This window comes from Streptomyces sp. NPDC093018 (assembly GCF_040684035.1).
GTDB classification, from domain to species: domain Bacteria; phylum Actinomycetota; class Actinomycetes; order Streptomycetales; family Streptomycetaceae; genus Streptomyces; species Streptomyces murinus.
The window spans coordinates 113992-138442 of sequence record NZ_JBFBFF010000012.1 but is presented as its reverse complement, the minus strand read 5'-3'; the positions used below and the strand labels follow the sequence as shown (position 1 = coordinate 138442).

Genomic DNA, 24451 nt, shown 5'->3' with positions numbered 1-24451 from the left:
AACCGATCAGGGCACGGAACCGGTCAGGGCGCTCGGTCGGTCAGGCGCTCAATCGGTCAGGAGCGGCAGCCGGCGCCGCTCCGGAACCCGGGAGATCAGACCGAGTTCCTCGGACAGCTCGGTGGCGAAGCAGCCGTCCTTGTACGTGCCGGAGAGCCGCTTGGCGGTGAAGGCCTCGATCTCGTCCTGGTCGAACTCCACGTCGTACGCGACCTGTTCGCCCGTCTCGCCGTGGGTGACGGTTCGGGTCAGGATGCCCAGGTGCGGCTCGAAGGTGTTGACGCAGCCGACGACATCGCCGATCTTCTCGCGGCGGCCCTCGGGTCCGTCGGAGAGGATTTCCTCCGCTGCCGGGATCGCGGCGAACAGCTGGCGGCCGGCCCGGCACCAGCCGACATGGCCGGGGAAGCCCATGGCCTTGATGCCGAAGGTGCCGAAGTCCTCGCTGACGCCGAGCTGGAAGCCCAGCGGGATCGTCTCGTGCACCCACTTGAAGTCGCGGTACGCCTGCTCGATCTCCTCGCGGGACAGGCGCAGTTCGGGGTGCCGGTTGCCGTGGTCGGTGAAGTTGTTGAACCGTACGGTGGCCACGCCCAGCTTGTTGAAGTAGTGGGCGTAGCGCTCCAGCGAGGTGCGGCCGTGGTTGTGACGGCCGACGGTGACACCGATGTTGACGCGGAAGGCGTCCTCGGGAGCGACGTCCTGGTTGTACTCGGCGATGCGGCGCAGCACCTCCTCGGTGTCCGCGCCGGAGAAGACGCCCTTGATCGGGTACGTCTTGTGGTCGGTGACCTCAAGGTTCTCGTCGATCACACCGTGGTAGGTGATGGAGACGGTGCCGTAGCCGTTCTCGACGGCCAGGTCGAGGAGGTCGCGCCAGTTGTCGGCGAGCAGCGGGCGGCCGCTGGTCCAGGCGTCGCCCTTCTCCATGGTGGCGGTCGGCGTGTGGTCCGACTCCTGCCGGAACTCACGGTTGTTGGCGGTGCCGTACAGGCTCATGAACGCGCCGTCGTAGGCGAAGCTGTCCACGTAGCGGGGGTAGACCTGGTAGCCGTGCGCGCGCAGGCCCGCCAGGATGCGGGGGCCCTCCTCCATCGCGAACGACTTGTCGTACACCTTCTCGTAGTTCACGAACCAGCAGTGCGCGCACTTCTGGCCGCAGGTGTTGCGGCCGACCTTGGTGTCGAGGTCGAGATAGAGGTGGATGTCCTCGGGCTTGATGTCCTTGAACGGCGTGGAGAACGGAACATCGCCGTGGAAATCATAGGAAATGGGGTGGTTCTGGGCGGACATGTGCCCCCCGGCATCGTGTCGTCGTCAGGGAAGTGACGGGTTCGTCGGTGAAGTGGACGAGAGATGGAGCGGTGTTCTCGTCAGAGGTGCGGCTCGGGCGTGGTGACGACCACCGGGAGGGCGGTCAGTTCCGCGACGGCTGCCGCGCAGGAGTCGGTGTCGGCGGCGGTCACGACCGCCATGCCGAGCCGGTCGGTGGAGGAGCGCAGCGGCCGGACCGCGGCTCCGGGCCGGACGGCGAGGTCCCAGGTCCGGACCTCGCCCCGGGTGAGGACGGGGCGCGGCGCGACGGCCGTCACCCGTCCGGCAGGGGCGGTGAGGAAGACGGTGGCGGCAGCGGCGGCCGTGGCGGGGGTCCGGCGGATCCCCGCGTCGATCGCCCAGCCGAGGGCGGCGTGACGCCAGTCGACGCCGGTGGTGAGGCGGACCAGGTCCGCGATGCCGTCGCCGCCGAGCCGGGTGTGCGTCTCGATCACGATGATCTTGTCGCCGTCGACCTTGACCTCGGTGTGGCTGGGGCCGTCGGTGACGCCGAGGGCGTCGAGCAGCTCGCCGACCGCGCGGGCGACCAGCTCCTGGCGGCCCTGGTCAAGGGAGGGCGGCGGCATCATGTGGCTCACCTCGACGAAGCCGTCGGTGGTGCCCTTCTCGGCGATGCCGATCACGGTGTGCCGGCCGCCGGCCGAGAGGGCCTCGACGCTGAACTCCCGCCCCTCGGCGAACTGTTCGACCAAGGTCGCGGCCGTACGGCGGTCCGCGGGGAGGGCGTCGAGGTCGTCCACCAGGGCGATGGCGGTGCTGCCGACACCGTCGACCGGCTTGGCCACCGCCCGGCCATGGGCGGCGAACAGCCGGGCCACCGCCGCCGCGTCGTCGCCCGCCGCGAAGGCCGGGTTCAGATGCGGGGCCTTGCCTTCGAGGACGCGCCGCATCTCCAGCTTGTCACGGGTGACGCGGACGACGGCCGGGTCGACGCCGGTGACGCCGAGCCGGCGGGCGGCCAGCGCGGCCGGCTCCAGACCGAACTCGGTGAGGGACACGACGGCGGTGGGCCGCAGCGGCCGCAGCACCTCGTCGGTGAAGGCCAGGAAGGCGGGCAGGTCCTGGAAGTCGGCGGTCAGGACCCGGGTGCCGGGGTCGAGTTCGGGTGCGCCGGGCCGCTGGACGTGGATGAGCGTGCCGGGCAGCGTCTCCGCGGCCCGTGCCACGGTCGGATTGGCTCCGACGATCACCAGCGTGGGCGCACCGTCCGTACCCGGACAGTCCCCCTCCGGGCCGCCGCCCGCCCCCACTGCGTCCACTTTTCCTCCCCCGTCCCCTTGCCGACCGCTCGTTCGAAGCGGCGCGGCGAGCATGACGATCGCAAGCGCCCTCGCCGAATGTCAACAGGTGTCGCGCTGAGTCGAATTCACCGCTGTGACCTGCTCCGACCCGGACTTCGGTCCATGTCCCCAGGTCCCGCCCGAGGATTTGTACGAGCGGCCGATCACTCGCGCTCCGTGTTCGCCCCCGTTCACCCTGTGCTCGTTTCGGCCAACTTCCCGGCCACGTTTTTACATTGCGTTCACAAAACCGCAGTACGACATGGGGAGCGGCGGCGGTTTCCGGTCAAATTCCAGGGCGCGGAGGCGAGGAGCGCGGATTCGGGGGGACCGGCTCGTTTCGCTGACGCGCGTGGGGCTGAGCAGGCGGAGCACCGCCCGATGCTCCGCGGGCCGAGGGCCGGCAGCGAGCGGCCCGGTGGTGAGCGGACCGGTGATCCGGTGCCCGGGTGATCCGCGCTCTAGTGGCCCGCCGCCGCGGCCCTTCGGTCGTTGCGCAGCTCCGTGGCCAACTGGGCGACCGCCGCGTGGAGCGGATCCGTCTGGGGGACGCCCCAGCGGTGCAGATAGACGAGGAGCTGGTTGACGACGGTGTCGTACTCCACGAGGGCGGAACTGTTCGGGGCGCTCAACGCCTCGATCTCCAGAAGGCGTTGGTAGGTGGCGGCGTCGAGTTTGTTCTTGAAGGCCGCCGCGTAGCGGCCGACGCCCTTGTTCGGGTCCGTGGCGTAGTTCAACTTGAAGGTGAAGAGGTCCTTCTGGGCGTCGGTGAGCGTCTCGTTGCCGGCCAGGAGCCCCAGCAGGGCATCGACCCGGGCCTTGCGCTCCTTGGCCAGCGCCGTGATGTCGGCGTCGGCGAGGTTCTGCCGCAGCAACAGCAGGATCTGCGTGTTGTCGAAGCTCTCTCCGGCGTCCACGTGGGTGAGTTCATGGGCCAGTGAGCCGAGCCGCTCGGTCGCACCGCCTGCCTGCGCCATCGTGTGCTTGAGGGTGTACTTCTCGGCGACTCCCGGCTCGGACAGCTTCGTTCCCGGCATGCCGATCGTGAAGTTGACGATGCCGCGGTTCGCCAGCAGATCCCCGAGGATGTCCCGGGTGACCTGCGGAGCGCCGGGGTCCGCCTGGATCTCGGCCAGCAGATCGAGATCGTCCCCGACGAGGGTGCGCTTCTCGGCGTCCGACAGCGTGTTGACGGCCTGGAGCAGCGGTGTCCCGAGATGGGCGTTGGCCTTGAACACTTCGCTGTCGGCGCCCAGGTTCGCGTCCCGGACGCGCTGGAGGACCGCCTCCTGCGCGGTGAGCAACGCGCGCGCCTTCGCCAGCGGGTTCGCCAGGCCCTCGGCGTTCGCGAGCTGCCGGAAGACCGCCGCCTCGGGCCGGCATTCGGCGAGCAGGGCCTGGACGACCTGCGTGTGCCGGGCCGATTTCGACTTGGTCAGGTAGGTCTCCGCGGCCTGGACGAGGTCCTCCAGCCGATCGGCCCTGACCGCGAAGTCGTTCGACGGTGCCGCCTCCCCATGGCACTCGGCGAGGGCCTGCTCGACCTGGTCGATGGACGAGCCGCGCTTCTGGAAGGCGCCGACGGTGGTGCGCTGCTGGAACTCGCCGACCGACATCAGCCGGGCGACGGTCAGCCCCGCGCCGGAGTGCGCCACCGCGCCCGGCGCCCGGACCGGGCCATCGGCCACCGCCTCGGGCGTCCCGTCGGCGACCGCGTCGGGCGTCCCATCGGCCACCGCCCGCTGGGCGACCCGCTCCGCCTCCCGCTCGAACCGGTCCGAGGGATCGCTGACGGCGAGCCCGCCCCCGGTGTCCGTACCGGCGACCGCGCCGCGCCGCTGCTGCACGACATGCGTCAGCTCATGGGCGAGCACCGTGCGGCCCGCGTCGGACGAGGGGTCGTAGCGGCCCTCGCGGAAGACGATGTGCGAGCCGGAGGTGTACGCCTCGGCGGAGACGGAAGCCGCGGACTCGTGCGCCGCCCGGTCGGTGTGCACCCGCACATCGGAGAAGTCCGCGCCCAGCCGGGCCTCCATGTCGCCGCGCACCGGGTCGTCCAGGGGCCGGCCGGGGGAGCGCAGCACCCCGCGGACCGCGGCGGACTGCTGTTCGGCCGCCGCGGAGCGCTCCGTCCCGGCGCGGCCCAGCAGCTCGCTGACCGCCGCGTTGCCGATCAGCCGTTGCAGCGCAGCCACCGCGTCCGGCCGTGGTGCGTCCGTCTGCCCGGTCCGCCGAGTGTCCGCCGTACGGGCCGTGGTGGGCCGGGGCCGCGAGCCGGCCGCCGTGGGATCCTCGTGTTGTTTCCGGTGCCCGTGCACAGCTCTCCTCACCACGCCGAGTCCTGCCCCACTCTTTCGGTGTACGACACGGACGCTTCCCTCGAACAGGGCGAAACGGGCAATGTCCGGGCAGCGCCACTGCCCGGCCGGTCACCGGTGACACGGTGGTCAGGTGGTGCGCAGCGGGACCGGCAGATGGTCCCAGAGGTTGACGTGGGACAGCCGCCAGCGGCCGTCGGACCAGTCGAGTGCGGTGATCCCGCAGTGGTAGAGCTTGAGGCGGAACGTGTCGGACTCCGCGACCGCCCGGACGACCGTGCCGATCAGCCCGCCGTGGCTCACCGCCAGCACCGGTCGCCCCGACTCCTCGGCACACCGGCCGAGTTCGGCCAGGGCGGTGCGCGCCTGGGCGCGGAAGTCCAGATAGCGCTCGGACAGGAGTCTGCCTCGGCGCCGGGCGAACGGCGCGGTGGCCGAGGGGAGTTCGGTGGCGACGGGGAAGTCGGCCTCCGCGAGCGTGTGCTGGACCCGGGCCGGGATCCCGAGCGGTTGGCACACGTACTCGGCCGTCTCGCGGGCCTCTGCCAGCGGGCTGGTCAGCACGCTGCCCACGGTCAGCGAGGTGTCGCCGTCGAGCCGCGCGTCGCCCGCGAGCCACTTCGCCAGCTGCCCGGCCTGGGTGTGCCCGAGCGGGCTGAGCGAGGCGTCCCGGCGGCGCCCCGGAATCGGCTGCGCCTGACCGTGCCGTACCAGATAGATCTTCACCGGACGTCCTCCACGAGCGGTTCCCGGCCGGCCCCGGAGCCTGCCCTCTCCCCGGCGGAGCCAGGCATGAGGGGCTTGCCCCGGGCCACGGTCCGGCCGAGCCAGAATCCGGCGAACTGGCTGGTCACGATGGACAGCAGCACCAGCGAGGTGAAGAAGTTCTCGTTGATGAGGTGCGCGCCGAACGTCACGGAGGCGAGCACGATGCCCGGACCGCCGCGCGCGTTCATCGCGACCGCGAGATTCCTGGCCGCCGCCGGGGACTCTCCCGCCAGCCGGGCCCCGAGCCACACGCCGGCCGACTTCACCAGGCAGGCCAGCGCCAGGAACCAGCAGAAGAACACCGGGTCGAAATGGCGCACCAGATCCAGCTTGAGGCCGACGATCGCGAAGTAGACCGGCACGAAGAAGCCCAGCGAGACCTGGCGCAGCGTCTCCTGGGACCGCTCCGCCTCCGCCCCCGAGGCGCCCGCCACGCACATGCCCGCCACCAGCGCGCCGAAGATCGGGTCGATGCCGAGCCCGCCGCACGCCGCGCACAGCAGGAAGACGACGACCAGCCGGAACGCGAGGGGGCTGCGCCGCTCCAGCACATTGGCCCGCGAGCGTGACAATCGTGCGAAGAGCCCCGGCCCGAGCCGCAGGCACAGCACGAGGAACAGCAGCGGTACGACGGTGAAGTAGGCGACGGTGGGCGCCAATTCGCCCGAGCCGTACGACGCCCACAGCCCGTAGGCGTCGGCGCCGCGGGCCCCCGCCATGCCGAGGACGATGGCGAGGACGACGTAGAGCAGGATGTCCTCGATCACGGCCACGGCCAGCACGATCCGCGCGAACAGGGTCCGCAGGATGCCGAGGTCCAGCATGATGCGGGAGATGACGGGCACGCTGGTGACCGCGACGGCCATGCCGAAGACGAGCGCGAGGGCGGCGGGCGAACCGTTGGGACCGGCCAGGCCGCCGGTGTGCACGGCGGAGGCGACGGCCAGCCCGAAGGAGAACGGCAGGACGAGACCTGAGATCGCGGCGTAGGTGATGGTGCGCCGGCCCCCGGTCTCGCGGCGGGCGCGCAGCTCGGCGCCGGTCAGGTACACCAGCAGCAGCATGCCGAGCTGGTAGAAGGCGCCCAGCACGGACGCGGTGGCACCCCCGGCCGGGAACAGCCAGTGCCGGGCCCCGGGTGCGAACTCGCCGAGGACCGTCGGGCCGAGCACCAGACCGCCCGCGATCTCGCCGATGACCTGGGGCTGGCGCAGGCGTGCGAACAGATGGCCGCCGAGATGGGCGGCGGTGAGCAGGACGATGAGCGCGAGGAGGAGATGGGCGACCTCAGCGGCTTCGAGAGACACGGCTCCTCCCCCCTTCCGGGTGCGTGCGCACGCGTGCGGAATCCACGGGTGTCCCTTCTGCTCTCTCGGTGGTGCCTAGATCGAGACCACACAGTCGTCGGAGCAGCCCGCGCCCGCGACGCTGACGATTCCCTCCCTTCCGTCGCCGAAGAACCGCGCGAACAGCCCCGCGGGGCGGCCGCCGAACAGCAGCGGCCCGAACACCGGGGCCACCTCGGTGTCGTACGGCTCGTCCACCCCGTCGGCCACCATCGCGAGCCGGCAGGTGCGCGGCGCCACGAACTCCTGCACCACGCTGGTGCCGGTCTCGGCGGCCGCCGTCACCGCCGCCGCCCACTCGGCGTGGTCCGTCTCCCGGCCGATGAGGACCTGTCGGCCGCTCATGCCGATGCTCTCCTTGAGCACCAGCGACTCCCGGTGCGCGACGGTGAACTCCACCAGGTCGACCTTGCGTTCGCCCCGGGTCGTCCACCGGTGGGACAGGACCCGGGTCCAGGGCAGATACCGGTCGACGAGGGCGCGTTCGGCCGCGCTCATCCACGGGCGGCCCTCCGAGAGCAGGCCCATGGTCAGCTTGCTGGACAGGAAGGTGGAGGTCTGGGTGCCGACCAGGAGGCAGCCGTGGTCCAGCGCGGTCTGCACCGGCGCGGTGTCGATGCCGAGTTCGGCCCAGTCCGGGATGGTGAAGTCCCGCAGCCCCAGCCCGTACCGCAGCCGCGGCGGGCAGTCCCAGGCCTCGTGCAGATCCTCGGGCTCGAAGAACCGCGCGAGCAGGCCATGGCTGTTGAAGTGGTCGACCTGGAGGTCGAAGTAGCGGGTGAAGCCGCCCTGGTCGCGGGCGCTGCCCACCATCGCCACCCGGGGCGGCAGCCCCCACTCGGCACACAGCTGCCGGAACATCCGCGCGCGTACGGCGAACGGGTGCTGGTGGTCGAACGGCAACCGCCCCCGGGCGTCGGTGTACAGGCGCCGCCAGACCGCCATCCGGCAGTGGAACTCCACCGGGCCGCCGAGCGCGCCGCTGACGTTGAACTCCAGGAACCGGGGCCCGTCCGGCCCGATCACGATGTCGGGCCGGGCCACGCAGTCCGCGTACCGCTCCTCGGTGAACTGGTCGGCGAGGAACAGCTGTCGCTCACTGAGTGGCATACGGTACGCGGCCAGGCGCCCCTCGGTGGTGGCCGCGCTCTCCAGGGCGGTGCGCCGCACCAGGTCGAGCAGGGCCCGCGAGACGCGGAACAACTCGGCGTACGACGCGGCGGGCAGCGCGATCGGCGCGGCCGGCAGATGCGTCTGGTACCAGTAGCCGGTGTCCCGTATCTCGTGCCGCAGCAGGTCGCGGAGCGTCGCCGCACCGGCCGCGGGCGCCAGCCGGTACCGGCCGAACCACGGGTGGCCCGTCATCGGCGAAGGGTCCGCCTCCAGGAGCACGGTCATCCGTCTTCCTCTCTTTCACTTCCGCTGATCACGAGCCACCGATCACGGGTCATCGATCACGAGCCACCGATCACGAGGCGCGGCGCACCGCTAGGGTGTGCGCGGCGCCGCCGCGAGTCCGGCGCCCCGCAGGCCGTACACGCGCACGGGAGAAGGTCATATGACACTGCGTCAGGTGAGCGAGAACGAGTACGTCGAGGAACACGGCGGCGACTACGAGGACTTCGAGCCGGGGATGGTGATCAAGCACTGGCCCGGGCGGACCATCACCGAGTCGGACAACACCTGGCTGACACTGCTGACGATGAACCAGCACCCGCTGCACTTCGACAAGGCGTACGGCGAAGGCGCCGAGTACGGACGGGTGTTGGTGAACAGCGGGATCACGATCTGCCTGATCAGCGGCATGACCGTACAGGCGCTGTCCGCGCGGGCGGTGGCCAACCTCGGCTGGGACCGGGTCCGGCTGAAGGACCCGGTGTTCGTCGGCGACACCCTGTACGCGACGAGCCGCATCCTGGACAAGCGGCGCTCCAAGTCCCGGCCGGGACAGGGGATCGTCACGGTCGAGACGACCGGACACAAGTCCACCGGGGAGACCGTCATCGTCTTCGAGCGGTCCTTCATGGTCCGCTGCCGCGAGACGGCCTGACACCACCGCCCCACCCGTCATGGCGCGGTGCCCGCGCACAGGGCGGCCGCGGCGGCCGTGTCCTCGATGGCCAGGCCCACCCCCCGGAACACCGAGGTACGGCCGTCCGCCGCGGCCCCCGCGCCGACCAGTTCGCCCAGTTCGCGCAGCGCCCCCGGACCGATCAGCCCGCGGGCCAGCGCGGCCCGCACCTCACCGGCCTCCGCGCACGCCGCCCGTCGTTCCTCCACCACGACCAGCGCGTGTGCGAGCAGCGCCGGATCGACCTCCAGCGCGTCCTCGTGGGTGCCGCCGATCACATTGAGATGCGCGCCCGGGGCCACCCAGCCGGCCTCGACCAGCGGTTCACGCGCGCTGGTCGACGTCGTCGTACAGATGACGGCGGCATCGGTGACGGCCTCCCGCACCGTGTCGCACACGGTCACCCGGAGCGCGCCGCCCGAGCTGTCCCGGACCCGGCGAGCGAACTCCTCGGTGCGCTCGCGGGTACGGGAGAACACCCGGACCGTACGCAGCGGGCGGACCGCGGACACGGCCCGCACCAGGGCCCGCGCCTGCACTCCGGCGCCCAGTACGGCCAGGTCGGCGGCGTCCGCGGGCGCGCACAGCCGGGTGGCCAGCGCGGCGACCGCGCCGGTACGGACGGCGGTCAGCTCGGCGCCGTCCAGCAGCGCGGTGATACGGCCGGTCGCCAGCTCGGTGACCGCGACGACCCCGTGGATCAGCGGCAGGCCGCGCTCCGGGTTGCCCGGCGTCAGCGTGGTGATCTTGACGCTGCCCACGCCGTGCCGCTCCCACACGGAGGTCGCCGCGAGCAGTTCCCCGCCGCGCCCGTGCGCGACGATGGTGCGCGGGGGAGAGGACGTACGGCCTGCGGACAGGTCGGCGAAGGCCTCGGCGAGCGCGTCGACCACCCGCAGCAGCCGCTCGGTGCCCCCCATGTCCGCGGGCCCGATGAACACCGGCCCGCTCATGCGACCGGTCCCCGCGCGCTCAGTTCCGCGACCACGTCCCCGATCAGGTCCTCCTGTCCGGCGATGGCCTGCCGTCTGCCGAGTTCGAAGAACACGTCCCGGGGGTCGACACCCGCCCGCCGGGCCTGTTCGAGGACCTGGTGCTTGAACCCGGAGAAGACTCCGGCCAGTCCGCTGACGATGCTCAGTGAATCGGTCACCGGGGGCGCCGGCATCAGGGCGCGCTCGGCGAACTCGGCGGCGTCCAGCAGCGCGTACAGATCGATGCCGGTGCTGAACCCGGTGCGCTCCAACACCGGTACCAGTACTTCCAGTTGGGTGTTGCCCGCGCCCGCGCCGAAGCCGCGCGCACAGCCGTCGATGATTCCCGCGCCCGCCCGCGCGGCCGCGACCGAGTTCGCCACGGCCAGGCCGAGGTTGTCGTGCCCGTGGAAGATCACCGGCACGTCGACGGCGGCCCGGATGGCGCCGATCCGCTCGCTGACGTCGTCCGGCAGGAAGTGCCCGGCGGAGTCCATGATGCCGACCGCGCGCGCCCCGTGGCCGACGGCACGGGCCGCGTGCTCGGCGAGTTCGGCGGGCGCGGCCATATGGCTCATCATCAGCACGCAGTGCGCCTCCGCGCCCTGCTCGGCGAGAAAGCCCAAGTGGCGCTCGGCTAGAGAGCTTTCGGTGCAGTGCACGCCGATCCGCACCACGTCGGCGCCCTGCTTCAGGGCCCTGCGCAGATCGTCGGAGGTGCCCCAGCCGGGCAGCAGGAACACCGCCATCCGGCTGTGCTGGAGGGCCTCGCGTACGGTCGCCAGCATCAGATCGTCGGGCACGGCGGCACGGCCGACCTGGAGCGAGGAGGCGCCGAGCCCGTTGCCGTGCCCCACCTCCACCACCGGGATCCCCGCGGCGTCGGCGGCGGCCGCGTAGCCGCGCAGCGCCTCCATGCCGAGCTGATGGCGCACCGCGTGCTGGCCGTCGCGCAAGGTGGGGTCGTGGATCACCACCGCGGTCACCGGCTCACCCCCTGCCCGGCGGCCGGGGCGAGCCGGACCGCGTGCTGTTCGGCGACCAGGACCGCGGCCGCGTCGATGAGGTCCAGGTTTCCCGCGTAGGCGGGCAACACCTCGCTGTCGGCGGTCACTTCGAGGGTGACGGCGATCAGTTCGCCGCGCACCTCGCAGCCGCGTACCCGGTAGCCGGGCGCGAACTCCCGGACCCGCGCGGCCGCTTCGTCCACCACGGCCCGTACCGTCGCGGGGTCGGCCCCGGGCACCAGCGCGTGCACCGTGGTACGGAAGGCCGCGGGCGGCACGGCCGGGCTGATGTTGAGGATCGCCTTGGTGTCGCCCACGCCGGTGAACGCGGTCAGCGCCTGCTGGGTCGTCGCGACGTACTCGTCCAGGTTGAGCCGGGTGGCCCGGCCCGCGACGCTGGAGGCGACGGTCGAGACGACCTCGAAGTACCGCACGTCGAACCGTTCGGCGAGGGCGTGCGCGACCGGGACCGACGCCTGGCCGCCGCAGCTGATCAGGCTGACGTCGCCCTCGGGCGGCGCGTGCACCCCGGTCACGGTCGGCACCACCATCTGCCCGATCTTGCTCGGCGTCAGATCGATCAGCAGCGTGTCGAACGACCGCAGCAGCCGCCGGTGTTCGGCGTGCGCCCGCGCGCTGGTGGCGTCGAACACCACGTCGAAGGGCCGGGGCGCGGCGAGGATCGCGGCGATACCGTCCGCGCTGGTCGGACAGCCGAGCCCGGCGGCGCGGCGCAACCCCGCCGACTGCGGGTCGCGCCCGGCCACCAGCGCGCAGTCCAGCACGGCCGAACGACGGATCTTGGCGACCAGGTCCTGCCCGATGGCACCGGTGCCGATCACGGCGACGGAGATCCCCGGGACGGTGTGCACCGCTCTGTCGTCGGTGACGCTCATCGCGCCGCCTCCGGGTCCGAGGGCAGCGGATCGGCGGATCTCGCATCCGCCGCGACCGGCTCCGCCGCGCGCCGTTCCGTGGCCTTCGCGTCCGCGGTTCCGGCACCGGAGGTCCTCGCACCGGTCGGCGCGAACCGCGCGTTCCACGCGTCCCCGCGCTCCACCGTCATCCGTGCCCGGCGGGCGAACGGCGGTCCGACCATGGCGCCGTCCAGCAGGGCCACTCCGCCGTCCGCCGCCCGGACCGCCTCGGTGACCCGGCGGGCGTGGCGCAGTTCCGCCGCGTCGGGGCGCAACGCCCGGTTGATCGTGGCGAGTTCGCCGGGATGGACCGCCACCTTGCCGTGGAAACCCAGCTCGCGCACCCGCTCGATCTCCTCGGCCAGCACCTCGGGCGCGTCGAGCCGGAAGTTGGCGGTGTCGACACAGGCCGTGCCGTACCGCGCGCAGGCGAGCGCCATGGCCTGGCGGGTGGCGAGCAGACCGGCCCAGGTGATCTCGACGCCCAGGGTGGCGGCCAGATCGGCGGAGCCGAGGATCAGCCCGTCGGCGGCCTCGGCGATGCCGTCCACGGCGCGGGCACCGGCCGGGGTCTCCAGCGTCACATAGATCTCCGGGTGCGCCCCGGCCGTGGCGAGGGTGTCCCGCAGCAGCCGTACCTCGACGGGCGAGTCCACCATGGTCATCACGACGATGCCGGGGCGGACCGGCGACTCGGCCAGCATCAGCAGATCGCGTACGGCGTCCAGGGTGCCCAGCGGATTGATCCGCACCGCGGTGTTGGCCGGGGCCGGCGCCTTCTCCAGCGCCGCCCGGCACACCTCGCGCGCCGCCGCCTTGCCGGGCGGTGGCACGGCGTCCTCCAGGTCGATCAGATGCACGTCGGCGTCGTACGACCACGCCTTGACGACCAGGTCGAGGGAGAGCGCGGGCGTGTACAGGATGCTGCGCGGCAGCGCCCGGGTGGCGTCGGTCATCGTGCCGCCTCCCCGGGCGCGGGTATCGCGGGGCAGGCACCGACCTCGGTGAGGACCGCGCACAGCCGCCGGATCTGCTCCTCGGTCTGGCCCGCGCGCATCATCACCCGCAGCCCCGCCGTGCCGCGCGCGACGATCGGGAAGAACACCGGGGAGACGTAGAACCCGGCCTCGAAGACGCGCCGCCCGGCCTCGATCACCGTCTCGTCGCTCAGCGGCACCAGCCGGATCGGGTAGGTGCTGCCGGTCTGCTCGGTGTGCACCAGGGAGTCGAACAGCTCGATGTTGCGGTACAACCGGTCCTGGAGCGTGGTCAGTTCGGGCGTGCGGTGGATCTCGGCGGAGGCGAGGCCCGCGCCGACCGCGGCCGTGTTCAGCAGCTGCGAGTAGTTCAGGGCGCCGCCGAAGCGCTCGATGACCCGCAGCGTCTCCTTCTCGTACCCGTCGAGCACAATGGCCGCGCCGCTGGTGCCGAACGCCTTGTTCAGGGTGACCACCACGATGGTGCGCTCGTCCAGGACCGGGCTGTGCGTGCGGACGTACCCGACACCGCGCTCGCCGTAGGCCGACAGCGAGTGGGAGTCGTCGTAGTAGACCAACAGGCCGTACTTGTCCTGGAGTTCGGCCAGCTCCTTGACCGGCGCATAGCCGCCCAGGCTGTCGCTGCCGTCGCAGACGTAGGCCACCCGCGCGTACTTCCGGCACGCGTCCTCGATGAAGTCGAGGTCGTGGTGGGGGGAGGTGACGACCTCGGTCTCGTCGGCGCAGACCGGCTTGAGGTTCGACATCGAGATGTGGGCGTTCTTGTCGAAGACCATCAACGGCCGGATGCCATTGCCCAGATGACCGGAGGCGATCAGCGGCAGCAGCCCGAACGTGGCCGTGCTGGCCGCGATGGAGCACACCACATGCGCGCCGAACAGCTCGCCGAGGGAGTCCTCCAGCTCCAGCATCGCGGGGATCTGCACCCGGCTGCGGGCGATGCAGTGGTCCAGGACGCCGTAGCGGCGCATCGCGTCGAGGCCGCCCTCGATCACCCTCGGGTGGGAGTCGAGATCGAGGTAGGAGCAGCAGCTGAAGTTGATGAACTCATGGCCGTCCGCGACGAATTCATGTCCGGCGGTGGTCCGCAGCACCCCGGAGTCCAGGTCGGCCACGAGACCGGCCAGACCGTTGCGCTCCGACATGTCCCAGAACTCGTTGCCGATGCCGATGAGCTTGTCGTTGTTGCGGTACCGGTGGGTGGGGGTGATGCTGATGCGCTCGGTCATGACGCCGCCTGTGCCGGTTCGTAGTTGTAGACGCCCTTGAGCTTGCGGAAGACCGCGGTGTAGACCGCCACCCCGAGCACGTACGGACGGCGCAGGATCTTGGGGTCGCGCAGCCAGAAGTTCACGTTGATGTTCATCGCGTCCAGCGATTCCGCCTGGTGCCACCAGCCCAGCGGCAGATAGAGCATCTGCCCCGGTTCCAGGACGACTTCGCGGCGCCGGGCGAGCTTGGCCGCGATCCTCGGGAAGCGCGCCGGGTCCACGTCGTCGAAGTCGAAGACCTGCGACTTGTCGCCGAACCCCTGCTTCAGCGAGCGCGGGTAGTACGCGCGCGAGCCCGGCGGCGCCATGACGAACCTTTTGCGGCCCTCCAGGGCGATGTTGAAGTTCTCCAGCTCGTCGAAGTGGCTCTGGGTGAAGACCCCGCGGTGGCTGATCCACAGATTGGCCGCGTTGAGGGCGCGCCGGTAGTCGAACAGCTTCCCCGCGTCGAAGCCGAGAATGCGGTTGACGTCACCGGGCCGGTCGCGGATGTTGGACACGACGCGGTTCCAGGTGCTCGCGTCGTTCTGGTAGGTGTCGTCGGCGAAGAACTCGGCGAGCCGGATCTCCCTGGTGGTCCAGCGCTCGGGGTTCTTCTTGTCGCTGGGCTCGGTGAACAGGGTCACCGGCAGCTCCCCGAGCAGCTCGGCCACCCCCTCTTTGCCCATGCCCTCGGTGCCGCCCGGCAGGGTGATCACCACGGGGACGTCCGCACGGATCAGGGCGTCCCGTCCAAAGGCCATGAACTCGTCGAACGACAGCCGGGGCACGGGCAGACCGCCGAGGCCGCTCTTCGCCGGGACAGGCTGGCTTGCGTCCACAACTCTTCCCTCTCCGCTCATTGTTCCTGCACCGCCCATTTCGCGGCGGGCTCCGCCGCGGGCCGCTCACCACGCAGCGCCGGCTGCCCCAGCACCGCCAGCGTCAGGGCGAAGAGCCCGCCACCGACGCCCGCCCAGGCCCCCGCCGCGGACCCGAAGAAGTCGGCCAGCCGGCCGCCCGCCGCCGTACCCGTGGCGATGCTGAGGGCACCGGCACTGGTGAGCCACGAGAATCCCTCGGACAACGCGCCCTTGGGACAGACCGATTCGAGAAGCGTGCTGCCCGCGATCAGACCCGGCGAGATCGCCACCCCCGCGAGGACGGCGAGGAACCCCATCACGAGGGAGGAGGGGGCGAAGGCCAGGGGGAGCACGCCCAGCGTGAGCACGGTGCAGGTGACCGTCAGCAAACGGGCCTGGGACAGACGCCAGTTGACGGCTCCGTAGACGGCGCCCGCGATGAGGCTGCCCACCGAGATCAGGGCGAGGAACACACCGCCGAGCCCCGGTGCGTGCTGCTCCTTGGCGAACGCGATCATCGTGACGTCGACCGCGCCGAACTGGAAGCCCATCCCGGCGTAGCAGAGCATCAGGATCCATACGCCGGGCACCTTGATGGCGCGCTCGGTGCTCCGGCCCGTCGCGCCCTGCGGGGCCGGCTCGGAGCGCCGGTGCAGTGAGACGGCCACGGACCCGGCCAGCGTCAGCAGCCCGCAGGCGACAAGACCGGCCGCCGGGTGCACGGCCGACGCCAGCACGGTGACCACGAGCGGGCCGAGCAGGAAGATCGTGTCGTCCAGGATGGACTCCATGGCGTACGCCGTGCGCAGCGCGTCCGCCTCGACCATCGCCGCCCAGCGCGCCCGCATGAACGAGGTGAACGACACCGAGGTGCAGCCGGTGGCCACCGCCGCCAGGATCATCAGCACCAGCGGGGCCTTCAGCGTGATCGCCAGGAGCAGCAGCGTCATGCCCGCGAGGTGGATGACGCCCGCGGTCAGCAGCACCCGGCGCTGGCTGATCCGGTCGGCGGTGCGCCCGAGCAGCGGGCTGACCACACCCTGGGCGAGCAGCATGGCGGCCGCCACCGTGCCTGCCTCGGCCATGGAGCCGGTCATCGCGGAGACCAGCATCAGGATGCTGATGGACCGCATCGCGATCGGGGCCCGGCCGACCACGCCCCACAGGGCCAGGGGCGCGGCGCCGGGTAACCGGAGCAGTCTCAGATAGGAACCGAACCCCGAATGCGACCCCGAAACCGCTGCGGACACAGCACTCCTGTCGGCATGAAATAGGCCATGTAGAAAGCTCAGGCAAATTCGGGTCGGAAACTCGGTTCCGCCACAAGTCGGGAAACTAAACGCTTCCCCGCCGACCGTGCCGATCTGGTGCGCCCCCGCCCGCTGCCGTGCCGTGGTGATAGTAGGGTGATCACCGCAGGGTGTCAACGGCTTATATTTGTGGCATGAGTTGGGAAATGTGACTCCGGTGCCGGGACGCGGATCCGGCTGTTCCGGACTTCCTGTGCGACGGTGATTTATTTCCCCATACGATGACGGTCGACCGCAGGTGAACGGGCGGTCCCGACCGAATCGACGCAGGAGGAAAACGTGACCGAGCGGACGTCCGGCGCACCAGTCGAACAGCGGAAGAACGGCCTCGACCGCAAGATCAGCGATGAACTCGCCACGAACATGAACGAGGGCTGGGACGACACCGAGCGCGACGACCTGAAGCCGATAGCGCAGGCCGCCCACACCGCCCGCCGGCGCGCCGAGCTCTCCGCCCGCTTCCCCGGTGAGCGCCTGGTGATCCCGGCCGGCCGGCTCAAGGTCCGGGCCAACGACACCTACTACCGCTTCCGGCCCTCCTCCGACTACGCGTACCTCACCGGCGACCAGACCGAGAACGGCGTGCTGGTCCTGGAGCCCCGCGAGGACGGCGGCCACACCGCGACCGCGTATGTGCTGCCCCGATCCGACCGGGAGAACGGGGAGTTCTGGCTCTCCGCCCGCGGCGAACTGTGGGACGGCCGCCGCCACAGCCTCGGCGAGAACGCCCGGCTCCTCGGCCTGCCCTGCGCGGACGTCCGCCCGCTGCCGGACGCGCTGCGCGAGACCACCGGGGCGGTGCGGGTGCTGCGCGGTCACGATGCGGTGATCGAGGACGCCCTCACCGACAAGGTGACCGCCGAACGCGACGAGGAACTGCGGGTGTTCCTCTCCGAGATGCGCCGGATCAAGGACGACTTCGAGATCGCCGACCTGCGCTTCGCCTGCGAGGCGACCGCGCGCGGCTTCGAGGACGTCGTACGGGTCCTCGACAAGGCGCAGGCCACCTCGGAGCGCTATATCGAGGGCACGTTCTTCCTGCGCGCCCGCGTCGAGGGCAACGACGTCGGCTACGCCTCGATCTGCGCCTCCGGCCCGCACGCCACCACCATCCACTGGGTGCGCAACGACGGCCCGGTACGCGCCGGCGACCTGCTGCTGCTCGACGCCGGTGTGGAGACGCGGAACCTCTACACGGCCGACATCACCCGCACCCTGCCGGTCAGCGGCCGCTTCACCCCGCTCCAGCGCAAGATCTACGACGCGGTGTACGAGGCCCAGGAGGCCGGTATCGCGGTGGTCAGGCCCGGTGCCGGGTACCGGGAGTACCACCTGGAGGCGCAGCGGGTGCTCGCCGAACACCTCGTCTCCTGGGGCCTGTTGGGCGACCTCTCGGTGGACAAGGTCCTCGAACTCGGCCTCCAGCGCCGCTGGACGATGCACGGCACGGGCCACATGCTCGGCATCGACGTCCACGACTGCGCCGCGGCCCGCACCGAGATGTACGTCGAGGGCACGCTGGAGCCCGGCATGGTCCTCACCGTCGAACCCGGCCTCTACTTCCAGGCCGACGACCTGACCGTGCCCGAGGAGTACCGGGGCATCGGCGTACGCATCGAGGACGACATCCTCGTCACCGAATCCGGCAACGAGAACCTCTCCCTCTCCCTTCCTCGCCGCTCGGAGGAGGTCGAGGCCTGGATGGCGGGACTCGGGGCCTGACCCGGAGGACTCGCCGGGCTCGGAGGTGAGAAGGCGGTCGCGGGCCGCCCTCCCCGCGCGGCGTTGAGCACGGGTGCGGGGGGCCGGCGGTCGGCGGGGACGAGCGGACGTCCCCGGCGCGCCACCCCCCGAGGGCGCCCCGGAACCCCTACGACCGTGCCGCACACCACCCACCGCCCGATCGCCGAAGCCCGTACGACCGTGCCGCGCACCACCCACCGCCCGATCGCCGGAGCCCGTACGGCCCACCGGCAGCTCACCAGCACCCCTGCCGCGGGCAGTCCGCGCGCCGAGCCCCACGCCCCGGGCCGCTCGGTCACCAGACCCCCCGCCCCATGCCGGTTGCTCACCAGCGCGCGCGCCCCGCGCCAACCGCGCGCCGGGACCCCTGCCGTACGTCGGCCGCGCGCCGAGGCGTCTGCGCCGGGCCACCCGATCTCCGCCGCCCCTGCCTTGCCCGGGTCGTGCGCCGGAGTGCGGATTGCTGGGCAGCCGCTCGCCGGGACCCTGGCCGTACGTCGGCCACGCGCCGAGGCGCCTGCCCTGGGCCACCCGATTTCCGTCGCCCCTGCCTTGCCCGGGTTGTGCGCCGGAGTGCGGATTGCTGGGCAGTCGCTCGCCGGGCCCCTTGCCGTACGTCGGCCACGCGCCGAGGCGCCTGCCCTGGGCCACCCGATTTCCGTCGCCCCTGCCTTGCCCGGGTTGTGCGCCAGTGTGCGGATTGCTGGGCAGTCGCTCGCCGGGACCCCGGCCATATGCCGACCACCCGCCGAGGCGCCTGCCTTGGGCCGCTCGGTGGCCGTCGCCCCTGCCTTGCCCGGGTTGTGCGCCGGAGTGCGTGCCGCGCGCCAGCCGCTCGCCACGACCTCTGCCGTATGTCGGCCGCGCGCCGAGGCCCACGCCCTGGGCCGCTCGATCCCCGCCGCCCACACTCCGTCCCGGCCGCTCGCCAGAGCCCGTCCCGCGCGCCAGCCGCCTGCCCGGCCGCCCACCCTGGGTCGGCCGCGCGCCGAGGCGCACGCCCTGGGCCGCTCGGTCGCCGCAGCCCGTACCCGGCCCCGGCCGCTTGCCCGGACCCCCACCCTGTGGCCGTCTCGCGTCAAGGGTCGAGCCTGTAGCCCTCCGGTCAGTGCGGCTCACCGGTCGCCCCGGTGGGCGCGCCCGCTCGGCGTCAGTTGGATCGGGCATAGTGGGCCGCCAGCAGGCGGGGCGTCTGGTGGCGGTAGATGTCGGCCAGGCGGGCCGAGGGGAGGCCGCGGTCGCGGAGGGCGGTGACCAGGCGGGTGGCGAGGAGGGAGTTGCCGCCGAGGTCGAAGAAGTTGTCGTCCAGGCCCGCAGCTAGGCCCGTCGCCCTGTCCCAGCAGGCCAGCACCAGGGCCTGGGTGGCGTCCGCCGGTTCCTCGGTCCGGCCGGGCCGGGGGACGGGGAGGGCGGCCGCGTCGAGCTTTCCGTTGGCGGTGAGCGGCAGCGCGGGTAACGGGGTGAGCGTGGCCGGGAGCATGTAGTCGGGCAGGGTCGCGGCCAGCCCCCGCCGGACCTCCTCGGCGTCCCAGGGTTCCGCGTCCGGAGCGGGCACGACATACGCGTCCAGCCGGTCGAAGGCACGGTCCTCCGGTACCGGCCGGCCGACCACCACCGCCGCGGCGAGCACTTCCGGCCGCGCCAGCAGTACGGCCCTGATCTCGCCCAACTCGATCCGGTGTCCCCGGAGTTTGACCTGCTGGTCGAGACGGCCGAGATGCTCCAGGGACCCGTCCGGCAGCATCCGCCCCCGGTCCCCGCTGAGATAGAGCCGCTCCCCGCTCACCGGATCGGCGACGAAGCGCCGCGCGGTCAGCTCCGCCCGGTTGACGTACCCGAGGGCGACCCCCGCCCCGCCCACCGCGATCTCCCCCGACGCCCCGGGCGGGAGGGGCCGTTGACGGGCGTCGACCACCCGTACCGACCAGCCGGGCAGCGCCGGCCCCACCGACCGGGACGCGGCGGCCACCAGCTCCCCGGTGATCTCCTGCGCCGTCACATGCACGGTCGTCTCCGTGATGCCGTACATGTTCACCAGTCGGCACCCGGAGACCGGACGCACCGCCAGCCAGCGGCCCAGGGCCGCCGTGTCCAGGGTCTCCCCGCCGAACACCACCAGCCGGAGCGCGAGTTCGGTGCGCTCCCGGCACTCCAGCTCCAGCAGCTGCATGAAGCTGGACGGCGTCTGGTTCAGCACCGTCACCCGCTGCTCGGCCAGCAGCGCGCGGAACTCGTCGGGTGCGCGCCGTACGGACTCGGGTACGACGACCAGCCGTCCGCCCGTGAGCAGACAGCCCCAGATCTCCCACACGGAGAAGTCGAACGCCACGGAGTGGAACCACGTCCACACGTCCCCGGCGCCGAACCCGAAGGACGGGGCCGTCGCCGCCACCAGACCGAGCACGCTCCGGTGCGCCACCTCGACGCCCTTGGGCCTACCGGTCGAGCCGGAGGTGAAGATGATGTACGCCGGATCCTCCGCGCCGCCGATCACCGAGTCCGGCACGGTCGCCGGGGCGGCGTCCCCGAGCCGTCGCGCGGTGACCGAGGTCAGGCCGAGGCGTCGTACCCGCTCGATGTCCTCGGTGACGACCAGCGCGAGGCCGCAGTCCTTCGCCATGAACGCGAGCCGCTCATCGGGCACATGCGGGTCGATCGGGGCATACGCCCCGCCGGACTTGAGCACGGCCAGCAGCGCGGCGATCGTCGCCGCCGAACGGTCGAGCAGCACCCCCACCCGGCTGCCCCGCCCCACCCCCGCCGCCCGCAGCCGGCCGCCGATCTCTTCGGCCCACGCGGCCAGTTCCCGGTAGCGGACCTCCGTGTCCGCGTCCGTCACCGCCACGGCGTCGGGGGTGCGCCGCGCCTGCGCGCCGAACGCGGCGTGGATGCCCGCCGGGAGGTCCGCGGAAAGCTCCGCGCCCTGGCCCAGCGAGACGAACTCCAGCTCTGTGTCGGGGCCTTGGAGCGGGAGGTCCGCGATCGTCCGGTGCTGCCACGCCGGGTCCGTGAGCAGCTGCCGCAGATGGTTCACGCTGCTGCCCAGCCGCTCCACCAGCCACTCCGGTACGGCACCCGACCCCGCGCTCACCGCCGTCCGGCCGCCGTCTGGGGCCCGAGTCACCGCGAGGGACGGGCCCGCCGCGTCGTCCCCCACGGCTTCCACCAGCAGCCGGGCGGCAACGTCCGCGCCCGCCGGTGCCATGACCTTCTCGTAGTGCCGAAACAGCGCTTCCCGGTATCCGGCGACGGTGGTCACCTCCGCCGCCCGTACGTCCACCGCCTGGTAGTCACCCAGGCTCACCCGGGCCTCGACGTCCCGCTGCCCGGCGAAGCGGGAGACCGCGAGCACGGCGGCCGCCAGTACCTCCTGCGGTGGATCGACAGGGGTGCCGGCCTCGGCGTCCGACGACTGCTGTGCACGCATCCGCTTCAACTCCCAATATCCTACCGGCAGATGTCATCGGCGCGGCGGGGCCGCCGACGCGTGGATCAGGCGCGGTCGCCGACTTCCTTCTCCAGATGGGCCATCAACGGGCCCCACCGCTCGGTGAGATACATATGGCCGCCGGGCAGCTCGAAGCCGTCGACCCGACCCGTCGTGAAGTCCCGCCAGCGGGCCGCCGATTCGGCGCTCACGAGCGCGTCGTGCTCGCCGCGCACGGTGACGACGGAGCACGAGAGGAGAGGTCCCGCGGGGGGCTCGTACGACTCGTGCGCGGTCACGTCCGCGCGCAGGGCGGGCAGGATCAGCTCACGCAGTTCGGGGTCCTCGGGGATGGCCCCCGACTCCCCGGAGTTCAGCGCGACCTGGTGCAGAAGGCCCGCGTCGGGCAGGCCCGCCGCGCGGGTCCAGGGGATCTCCCCGGGCGCGGCGGAGCCGCTGGCGAACAGGACCAACTCTGCCTCCGGGTGTTCGAGTTCCAGGAGGCGAGCCAGCTCGTGGGCGACGATCGCGCCGAAGCAGTGGCCGAAGAGGGTGATCCGGCGCCGCCCGGCCACCGCCGCGCGCACGGCGGGCAGCACGGCACGGGCGAGCCCCGGAATACTGTCGACGGGTTCTTCGAACAGCAGCTTCTCCTTTCCCGGGAGATCGACCGGCACCACGTCGAAGACGGACGACGCACCGATCCAGGGGGCGAAGAGACTGGGGCCGCCACCGGCCGCCGGAAAGCAGAGCAGGATGTCCGAACGGGATCCGTCCATGCGTGATCAACCTTCCGAAGGGCTGAACGTGTCGAGGTAGAGCCGCAATTCGGCTTTCAGCGCGGCGATGATGTTCTCCTCGCGGCGGAATCCATGTCCTTCGCCCGCGAACAGGAGATGGGTGTGCACCAGGTCCGGGTTCTTGATACGGGCGAGGAAACGCTCGCACTGGGCCGCCGGGCAGACCGGGTCCTCGGCTCCGTGAAAGAGCGCGAACGGCGTGGTGACGCGCTCGGCGTGATGGATGGGGGAGCGTTCGGCGAAGCGCTCCGGCACCTCGTCCGGGCGGCCGATCAGCCCCTCCACGTACCGCGATTCAAAGTCGTGCGTCTCACCCGTGACCGTGGCCGCCGCATCGAGCAGCGGATAGTAGATCGCCGCACAGGCGTAGCGGCCCCCGGCGAGCGGGGAGGTGAGGGACGCGGCGGCGGTCCAGCCCCCGGCGCTGCCGCCGCGGATCGCCACCCGGGCGGGATCGGCGAGGCCCTCCGCGACGAGCGCCGCGACGACGTCCGCGCAGTCCTGGACATCGCCGACTCCCCATTGATCGCGCAGCCGTTCGCGATAGGCGCGGCCGTATCCGGTGGAGCCGCTGTGGTCGACGACCACGACGCCGATGCCCCGTGAGGCGAAGTAGGCGATCTGGAGGTCGAGGGCCTTCGGTGTCCGCGCGGTCGGACCGCCGTGCACCCACACCACGAACGGTGTCTTCTCGCCCTCGGGGCCCCTGAATCGGGGATTGCGGGGGCGGTAGAGACAGGCCTGGATGTCGCGTCCGTCGGCGCCCTCGAAGGTGCGCGGCTCGGGCAGCGGGCAGTAGTCCGGGTCGAGCGCCTCGTCAGGGGGGCCGGTGATCGCCTGCGCGGCCAGGGTGCGGGCCGAGGTCTCCACGATCTCGTAGCCGGACGCCGGACCCGCCGCCACACCGACGACGCGGTCCCCGGACACCGCCAGCGTCGGCGCCCATTCGGTCCAGGGGCCCTCGACATCCGTCAGTGTGCCCGTCGCCGGGTCGAGGATGCCGAGCGCGAGCCGGCCGTGCCCATGCAGACAGGCGATCCGGCCGTCGGGGAGCACCCGGAACCATTCCATGCCCACCTGCCACAGCGCCCCGGCGAACTCCTCGCGCGCCGGGTGCAGTACGGTCGCGCGCCCGGTGGCGGCGTCCACGCGGTGCAGGTTCCACCAGCCGCTGCGGTCGGTGGAGACGACCAACTCGTCGGGGGAGTACCACTCGACCTGGGCGATCGACTCACGGGACGCGCCCCCGCTCCTTGCCCCATCGCCGCCCCCGCCTCCTTCCACGTCCCCTTCCGTGCCGCCGTCCTCGTCGCCGTCCGAGGTGAGCGTCAGTGTCCGCCGCTCGCGCAGGCTCCCGTCGGCGTCGATCCGTGCGAGGTGCAACCGCGTCGCGTCCCACGGCATGTCGGGGTGGTCCCAGGACAGCCACGCGGCCCGCGCGCCGTCCGGGGAGAGCACCGCCCCGGTGAGGAACCGCGGTCCGTCGTCGGTCAGTTCCCTGATCCTGCCGCGATCCCCGGCGGCCGAACCGTCCAGCGGTACGGCGGCCAGCACGCGCCGGACGTCCCCCGGCCGCGGGCCGGTGTGCTCCTCCAGGACGCACCAGACCTCGTCGCCAGCGGGCCCGAACCGCGGCGCGCACCAGCGCAGTTGACGGCCCGCACCGGACGCCGCCAGGGGGGTGAGCGCGCGAGGCGCCCCGCCCTCGTCCGGGGCGTACGCGTACAGCCGCTGGTCGGGGTGGTGCGTGAACACGACGAGCGGCCCTCCGGCCGCCCGCTCCTGGCCGGTCCAGGGGCGGCCGCCGTACTCGTGCACACTGTTGCGGACGTTCCAGGGCGCGGGCAGCACATCGTGCTGCCGTCCGTCGCGCAGGCGCAGCAGGGCCTGCCGGCCGCCCTCGCTCGGCCGCAGCTCGGTCCACCACACCTCGTCCCCCACGCAACTGAGCCATTCGGCCCGGCCGGGGTGCGAGGCGGCCGCCTCCTCGGTGACGGGGGAGGACCAGGTCCCGTAGGGGGCCGGGTGCGGGGGGCGGATCATG

General features: G+C 72.1%; 18 protein-coding genes. 2 read left to right on the top strand and 16 right to left on the bottom strand.

Going from position 1 to position 24451, the window contains the following annotated elements; genetic code table 11:
• Positions 1 to 48: 48 nt before the first annotated feature.
• The 6 genes from AB0N90_RS25390 to AB0N90_RS25365 form a co-directional block, all read right to left on the bottom strand.
• Complete coding sequence (locus AB0N90_RS25390) at positions 49 to 1293, bottom strand: radical SAM protein (protein ID WP_365200259.1); 1245 nt, start codon at positions 1291 to 1293, stop codon at positions 49 to 51.
• 80 nt (positions 1294 to 1373) lie between these two features.
• Positions 1374 to 2594, bottom strand: a complete 1221-nt coding sequence (locus AB0N90_RS25385; RefSeq protein ID WP_365200258.1) for an ATP-grasp domain-containing protein — start codon at positions 2592 to 2594, stop codon at positions 1374 to 1376.
• 482 nt (positions 2595 to 3076) lie between these two features.
• A complete protein-coding gene (locus AB0N90_RS25380; RefSeq protein WP_365200256.1) occupies positions 3077 to 4810 on the bottom strand; it encodes a DUF4157 domain-containing protein in 1734 nt (577 codons plus the stop codon).
• Between the two features lie 252 nt (positions 4811 to 5062).
• Positions 5063 to 5659, bottom strand: a complete 597-nt coding sequence (locus AB0N90_RS25375; RefSeq protein ID WP_365200253.1) for a histidine phosphatase family protein — start codon at positions 5657 to 5659, stop codon at positions 5063 to 5065.
• Positions 5656 to 7008: a cation:proton antiporter gene (locus AB0N90_RS25370; protein WP_365200252.1), complete on the bottom strand. Its 1353-nt coding sequence runs from the start codon at positions 7006 to 7008 to the stop codon at positions 5656 to 5658. The genes AB0N90_RS25375 and AB0N90_RS25370 overlap by 4 nt, the downstream gene beginning before the upstream one ends.
• 75 nt (positions 7009 to 7083) lie before the next feature.
• Positions 7084 to 8445: a hypothetical protein gene (locus tag AB0N90_RS25365; RefSeq protein WP_365200250.1), complete on the bottom strand. Its 1362-nt coding sequence runs from the start codon at positions 8443 to 8445 to the stop codon at positions 7084 to 7086.
• A gap of 160 nt (positions 8446 to 8605) precedes the next feature.
• Here AB0N90_RS25365 and AB0N90_RS25360 point away from each other — a divergent pair, with 160 nt between their 5' ends.
• A complete protein-coding gene (locus tag AB0N90_RS25360) occupies positions 8606 to 9097 on the top strand; it encodes a MaoC family dehydratase (RefSeq protein ID WP_365200247.1) in 492 nt (163 codons plus the stop codon).
• Positions 9098 to 9114: 17 nt separating this feature from the next.
• On the opposite strand, the gene AB0N90_RS25355 is transcribed toward AB0N90_RS25360, so the two are convergent.
• The 7 genes from AB0N90_RS25355 to AB0N90_RS25325 all read right to left on the bottom strand — a co-directional run bounded on the left by AB0N90_RS25355 (position 9115) and on the right by AB0N90_RS25325 (position 16377).
• Positions 9115 to 10071: an ornithine cyclodeaminase family protein gene (locus tag AB0N90_RS25355; protein WP_365200245.1), complete on the bottom strand. Its 957-nt coding sequence runs from the start codon at positions 10069 to 10071 to the stop codon at positions 9115 to 9117.
• Positions 10068 to 11078: a 4-hydroxy-2-oxovalerate aldolase gene (gene dmpG / locus AB0N90_RS25350; RefSeq protein ID WP_361675475.1), complete on the bottom strand. Its 1011-nt coding sequence runs from the start codon at positions 11076 to 11078 to the stop codon at positions 10068 to 10070. Before dmpG ends, AB0N90_RS25355 begins: the two co-directional genes overlap by 4 nt.
• Positions 11075 to 11995 carry an acetaldehyde dehydrogenase (acetylating) gene (locus AB0N90_RS25345; protein ID WP_365200243.1) on the bottom strand — a complete coding sequence of 307 codons (921 nt, stop codon included), beginning with the start codon at positions 11993 to 11995 and terminating at the stop codon, positions 11075 to 11077. Before AB0N90_RS25345 ends, dmpG begins: the two co-directional genes overlap by 4 nt.
• Positions 11992 to 12972 (bottom strand): CoA ester lyase, encoded by a 981-nt coding sequence (locus AB0N90_RS25340; protein WP_365200242.1) that lies wholly within the window; start codon positions 12970 to 12972, stop codon positions 11992 to 11994. Before AB0N90_RS25340 ends, AB0N90_RS25345 begins: the two co-directional genes overlap by 4 nt.
• A complete protein-coding gene (locus AB0N90_RS25335; protein ID WP_365200240.1) occupies positions 12969 to 14243 on the bottom strand; it encodes an aminotransferase class I/II-fold pyridoxal phosphate-dependent enzyme in 1275 nt (424 codons plus the stop codon). The genes AB0N90_RS25340 and AB0N90_RS25335 overlap by 4 nt, the downstream gene beginning before the upstream one ends.
• The gene (locus AB0N90_RS25330; protein WP_233360890.1) at positions 14240 to 15061 is read right to left on the bottom strand and encodes a cupin-like domain-containing protein; all 822 of its coding nucleotides are present in this window, start codon (positions 15059 to 15061) and stop codon (positions 14240 to 14242) included. The genes AB0N90_RS25335 and AB0N90_RS25330 overlap by 4 nt, the downstream gene beginning before the upstream one ends.
• A 62-nt stretch (positions 15062 to 15123) precedes the next feature.
• A complete protein-coding gene (locus AB0N90_RS25325) occupies positions 15124 to 16377 on the bottom strand; it encodes an MFS transporter (RefSeq protein WP_365200237.1) in 1254 nt (417 codons plus the stop codon).
• Between the two features lie 339 nt (positions 16378 to 16716).
• Here AB0N90_RS25325 and AB0N90_RS25320 point away from each other — a divergent pair, with 339 nt between their 5' ends.
• Entirely contained in the window at positions 16717 to 18159 is a 1443-nt protein-coding gene (locus tag AB0N90_RS25320; RefSeq protein WP_365200235.1) for an aminopeptidase P family protein, read from the top strand.
• 1171 nt (positions 18160 to 19330) lie between these two features.
• Here the strand turns inward: AB0N90_RS25320 and AB0N90_RS25315 are convergent.
• The 3 genes from AB0N90_RS25315 to AB0N90_RS25305 form a co-directional block, all read right to left on the bottom strand.
• The gene (locus tag AB0N90_RS25315; RefSeq protein WP_365200232.1) at positions 19331 to 21607 is read right to left on the bottom strand and encodes an amino acid adenylation domain-containing protein; all 2277 of its coding nucleotides are present in this window, start codon (positions 21605 to 21607) and stop codon (positions 19331 to 19333) included.
• A 65-nt stretch (positions 21608 to 21672) separates the two neighbouring features.
• Positions 21673 to 22386 carry a thioesterase domain-containing protein gene (locus AB0N90_RS25310; RefSeq protein WP_365200230.1) on the bottom strand — a complete coding sequence of 238 codons (714 nt, stop codon included), beginning with the start codon at positions 22384 to 22386 and terminating at the stop codon, positions 21673 to 21675.
• A gap of 6 nt (positions 22387 to 22392) precedes the next feature.
• On the bottom strand, positions 22393 to 24450 hold the full coding sequence (locus tag AB0N90_RS25305; protein WP_365200463.1) for a prolyl oligopeptidase family serine peptidase: 2058 nt from the start codon (positions 24448 to 24450) through the stop codon (positions 22393 to 22395).
• Between the last annotated feature and the right edge of the window lies 1 nt (position 24451).

Excerpts from the sequence above, each read along its gene's own strand:
- AB0N90_RS25390 (WP_365200259.1), bottom strand. The coding sequence starts at position 1,293 with ATGTCCGCCCAGAACCACCCCATTTCCTATGATTTCCACGGCGATGTT.
- AB0N90_RS25365 (WP_365200250.1), bottom strand. The coding sequence starts at position 8,445 with ATGACCGTGCTCCTGGAGGCGGACCCTTCGCCGATGACGGGCCACCCG.
- AB0N90_RS25360 (WP_365200247.1), top strand. The coding sequence starts at position 8,606 with ATGACACTGCGTCAGGTGAGCGAGAACGAGTACGTCGAGGAACACGGC.
- AB0N90_RS25355 (WP_365200245.1), bottom strand. The coding sequence starts at position 10,071 with ATGAGCGGGCCGGTGTTCATCGGGCCCGCGGACATGGGGGGCACCGAG.
- AB0N90_RS25345 (WP_365200243.1), bottom strand. The coding sequence starts at position 11,995 with ATGAGCGTCACCGACGACAGAGCGGTGCACACCGTCCCGGGGATCTCC.
- AB0N90_RS25340 (WP_365200242.1), bottom strand. The coding sequence starts at position 12,972 with ATGACCGACGCCACCCGGGCGCTGCCGCGCAGCATCCTGTACACGCCC.
- AB0N90_RS25335 (WP_365200240.1), bottom strand. The coding sequence starts at position 14,243 with ATGACCGAGCGCATCAGCATCACCCCCACCCACCGGTACCGCAACAAC.
- AB0N90_RS25315 (WP_365200232.1), bottom strand. The coding sequence starts at position 21,607 with ATGCGTGCACAGCAGTCGTCGGACGCCGAGGCCGGCACCCCTGTCGAT.
- AB0N90_RS25310 (WP_365200230.1), bottom strand. The coding sequence starts at position 22,386 with ATGGACGGATCCCGTTCGGACATCCTGCTCTGCTTTCCGGCGGCCGGT.
- AB0N90_RS25305 (WP_365200463.1), bottom strand. The coding sequence starts at position 24,450 with ATGATCCGCCCCCCGCACCCGGCCCCCTACGGGACCTGGTCCTCCCCC.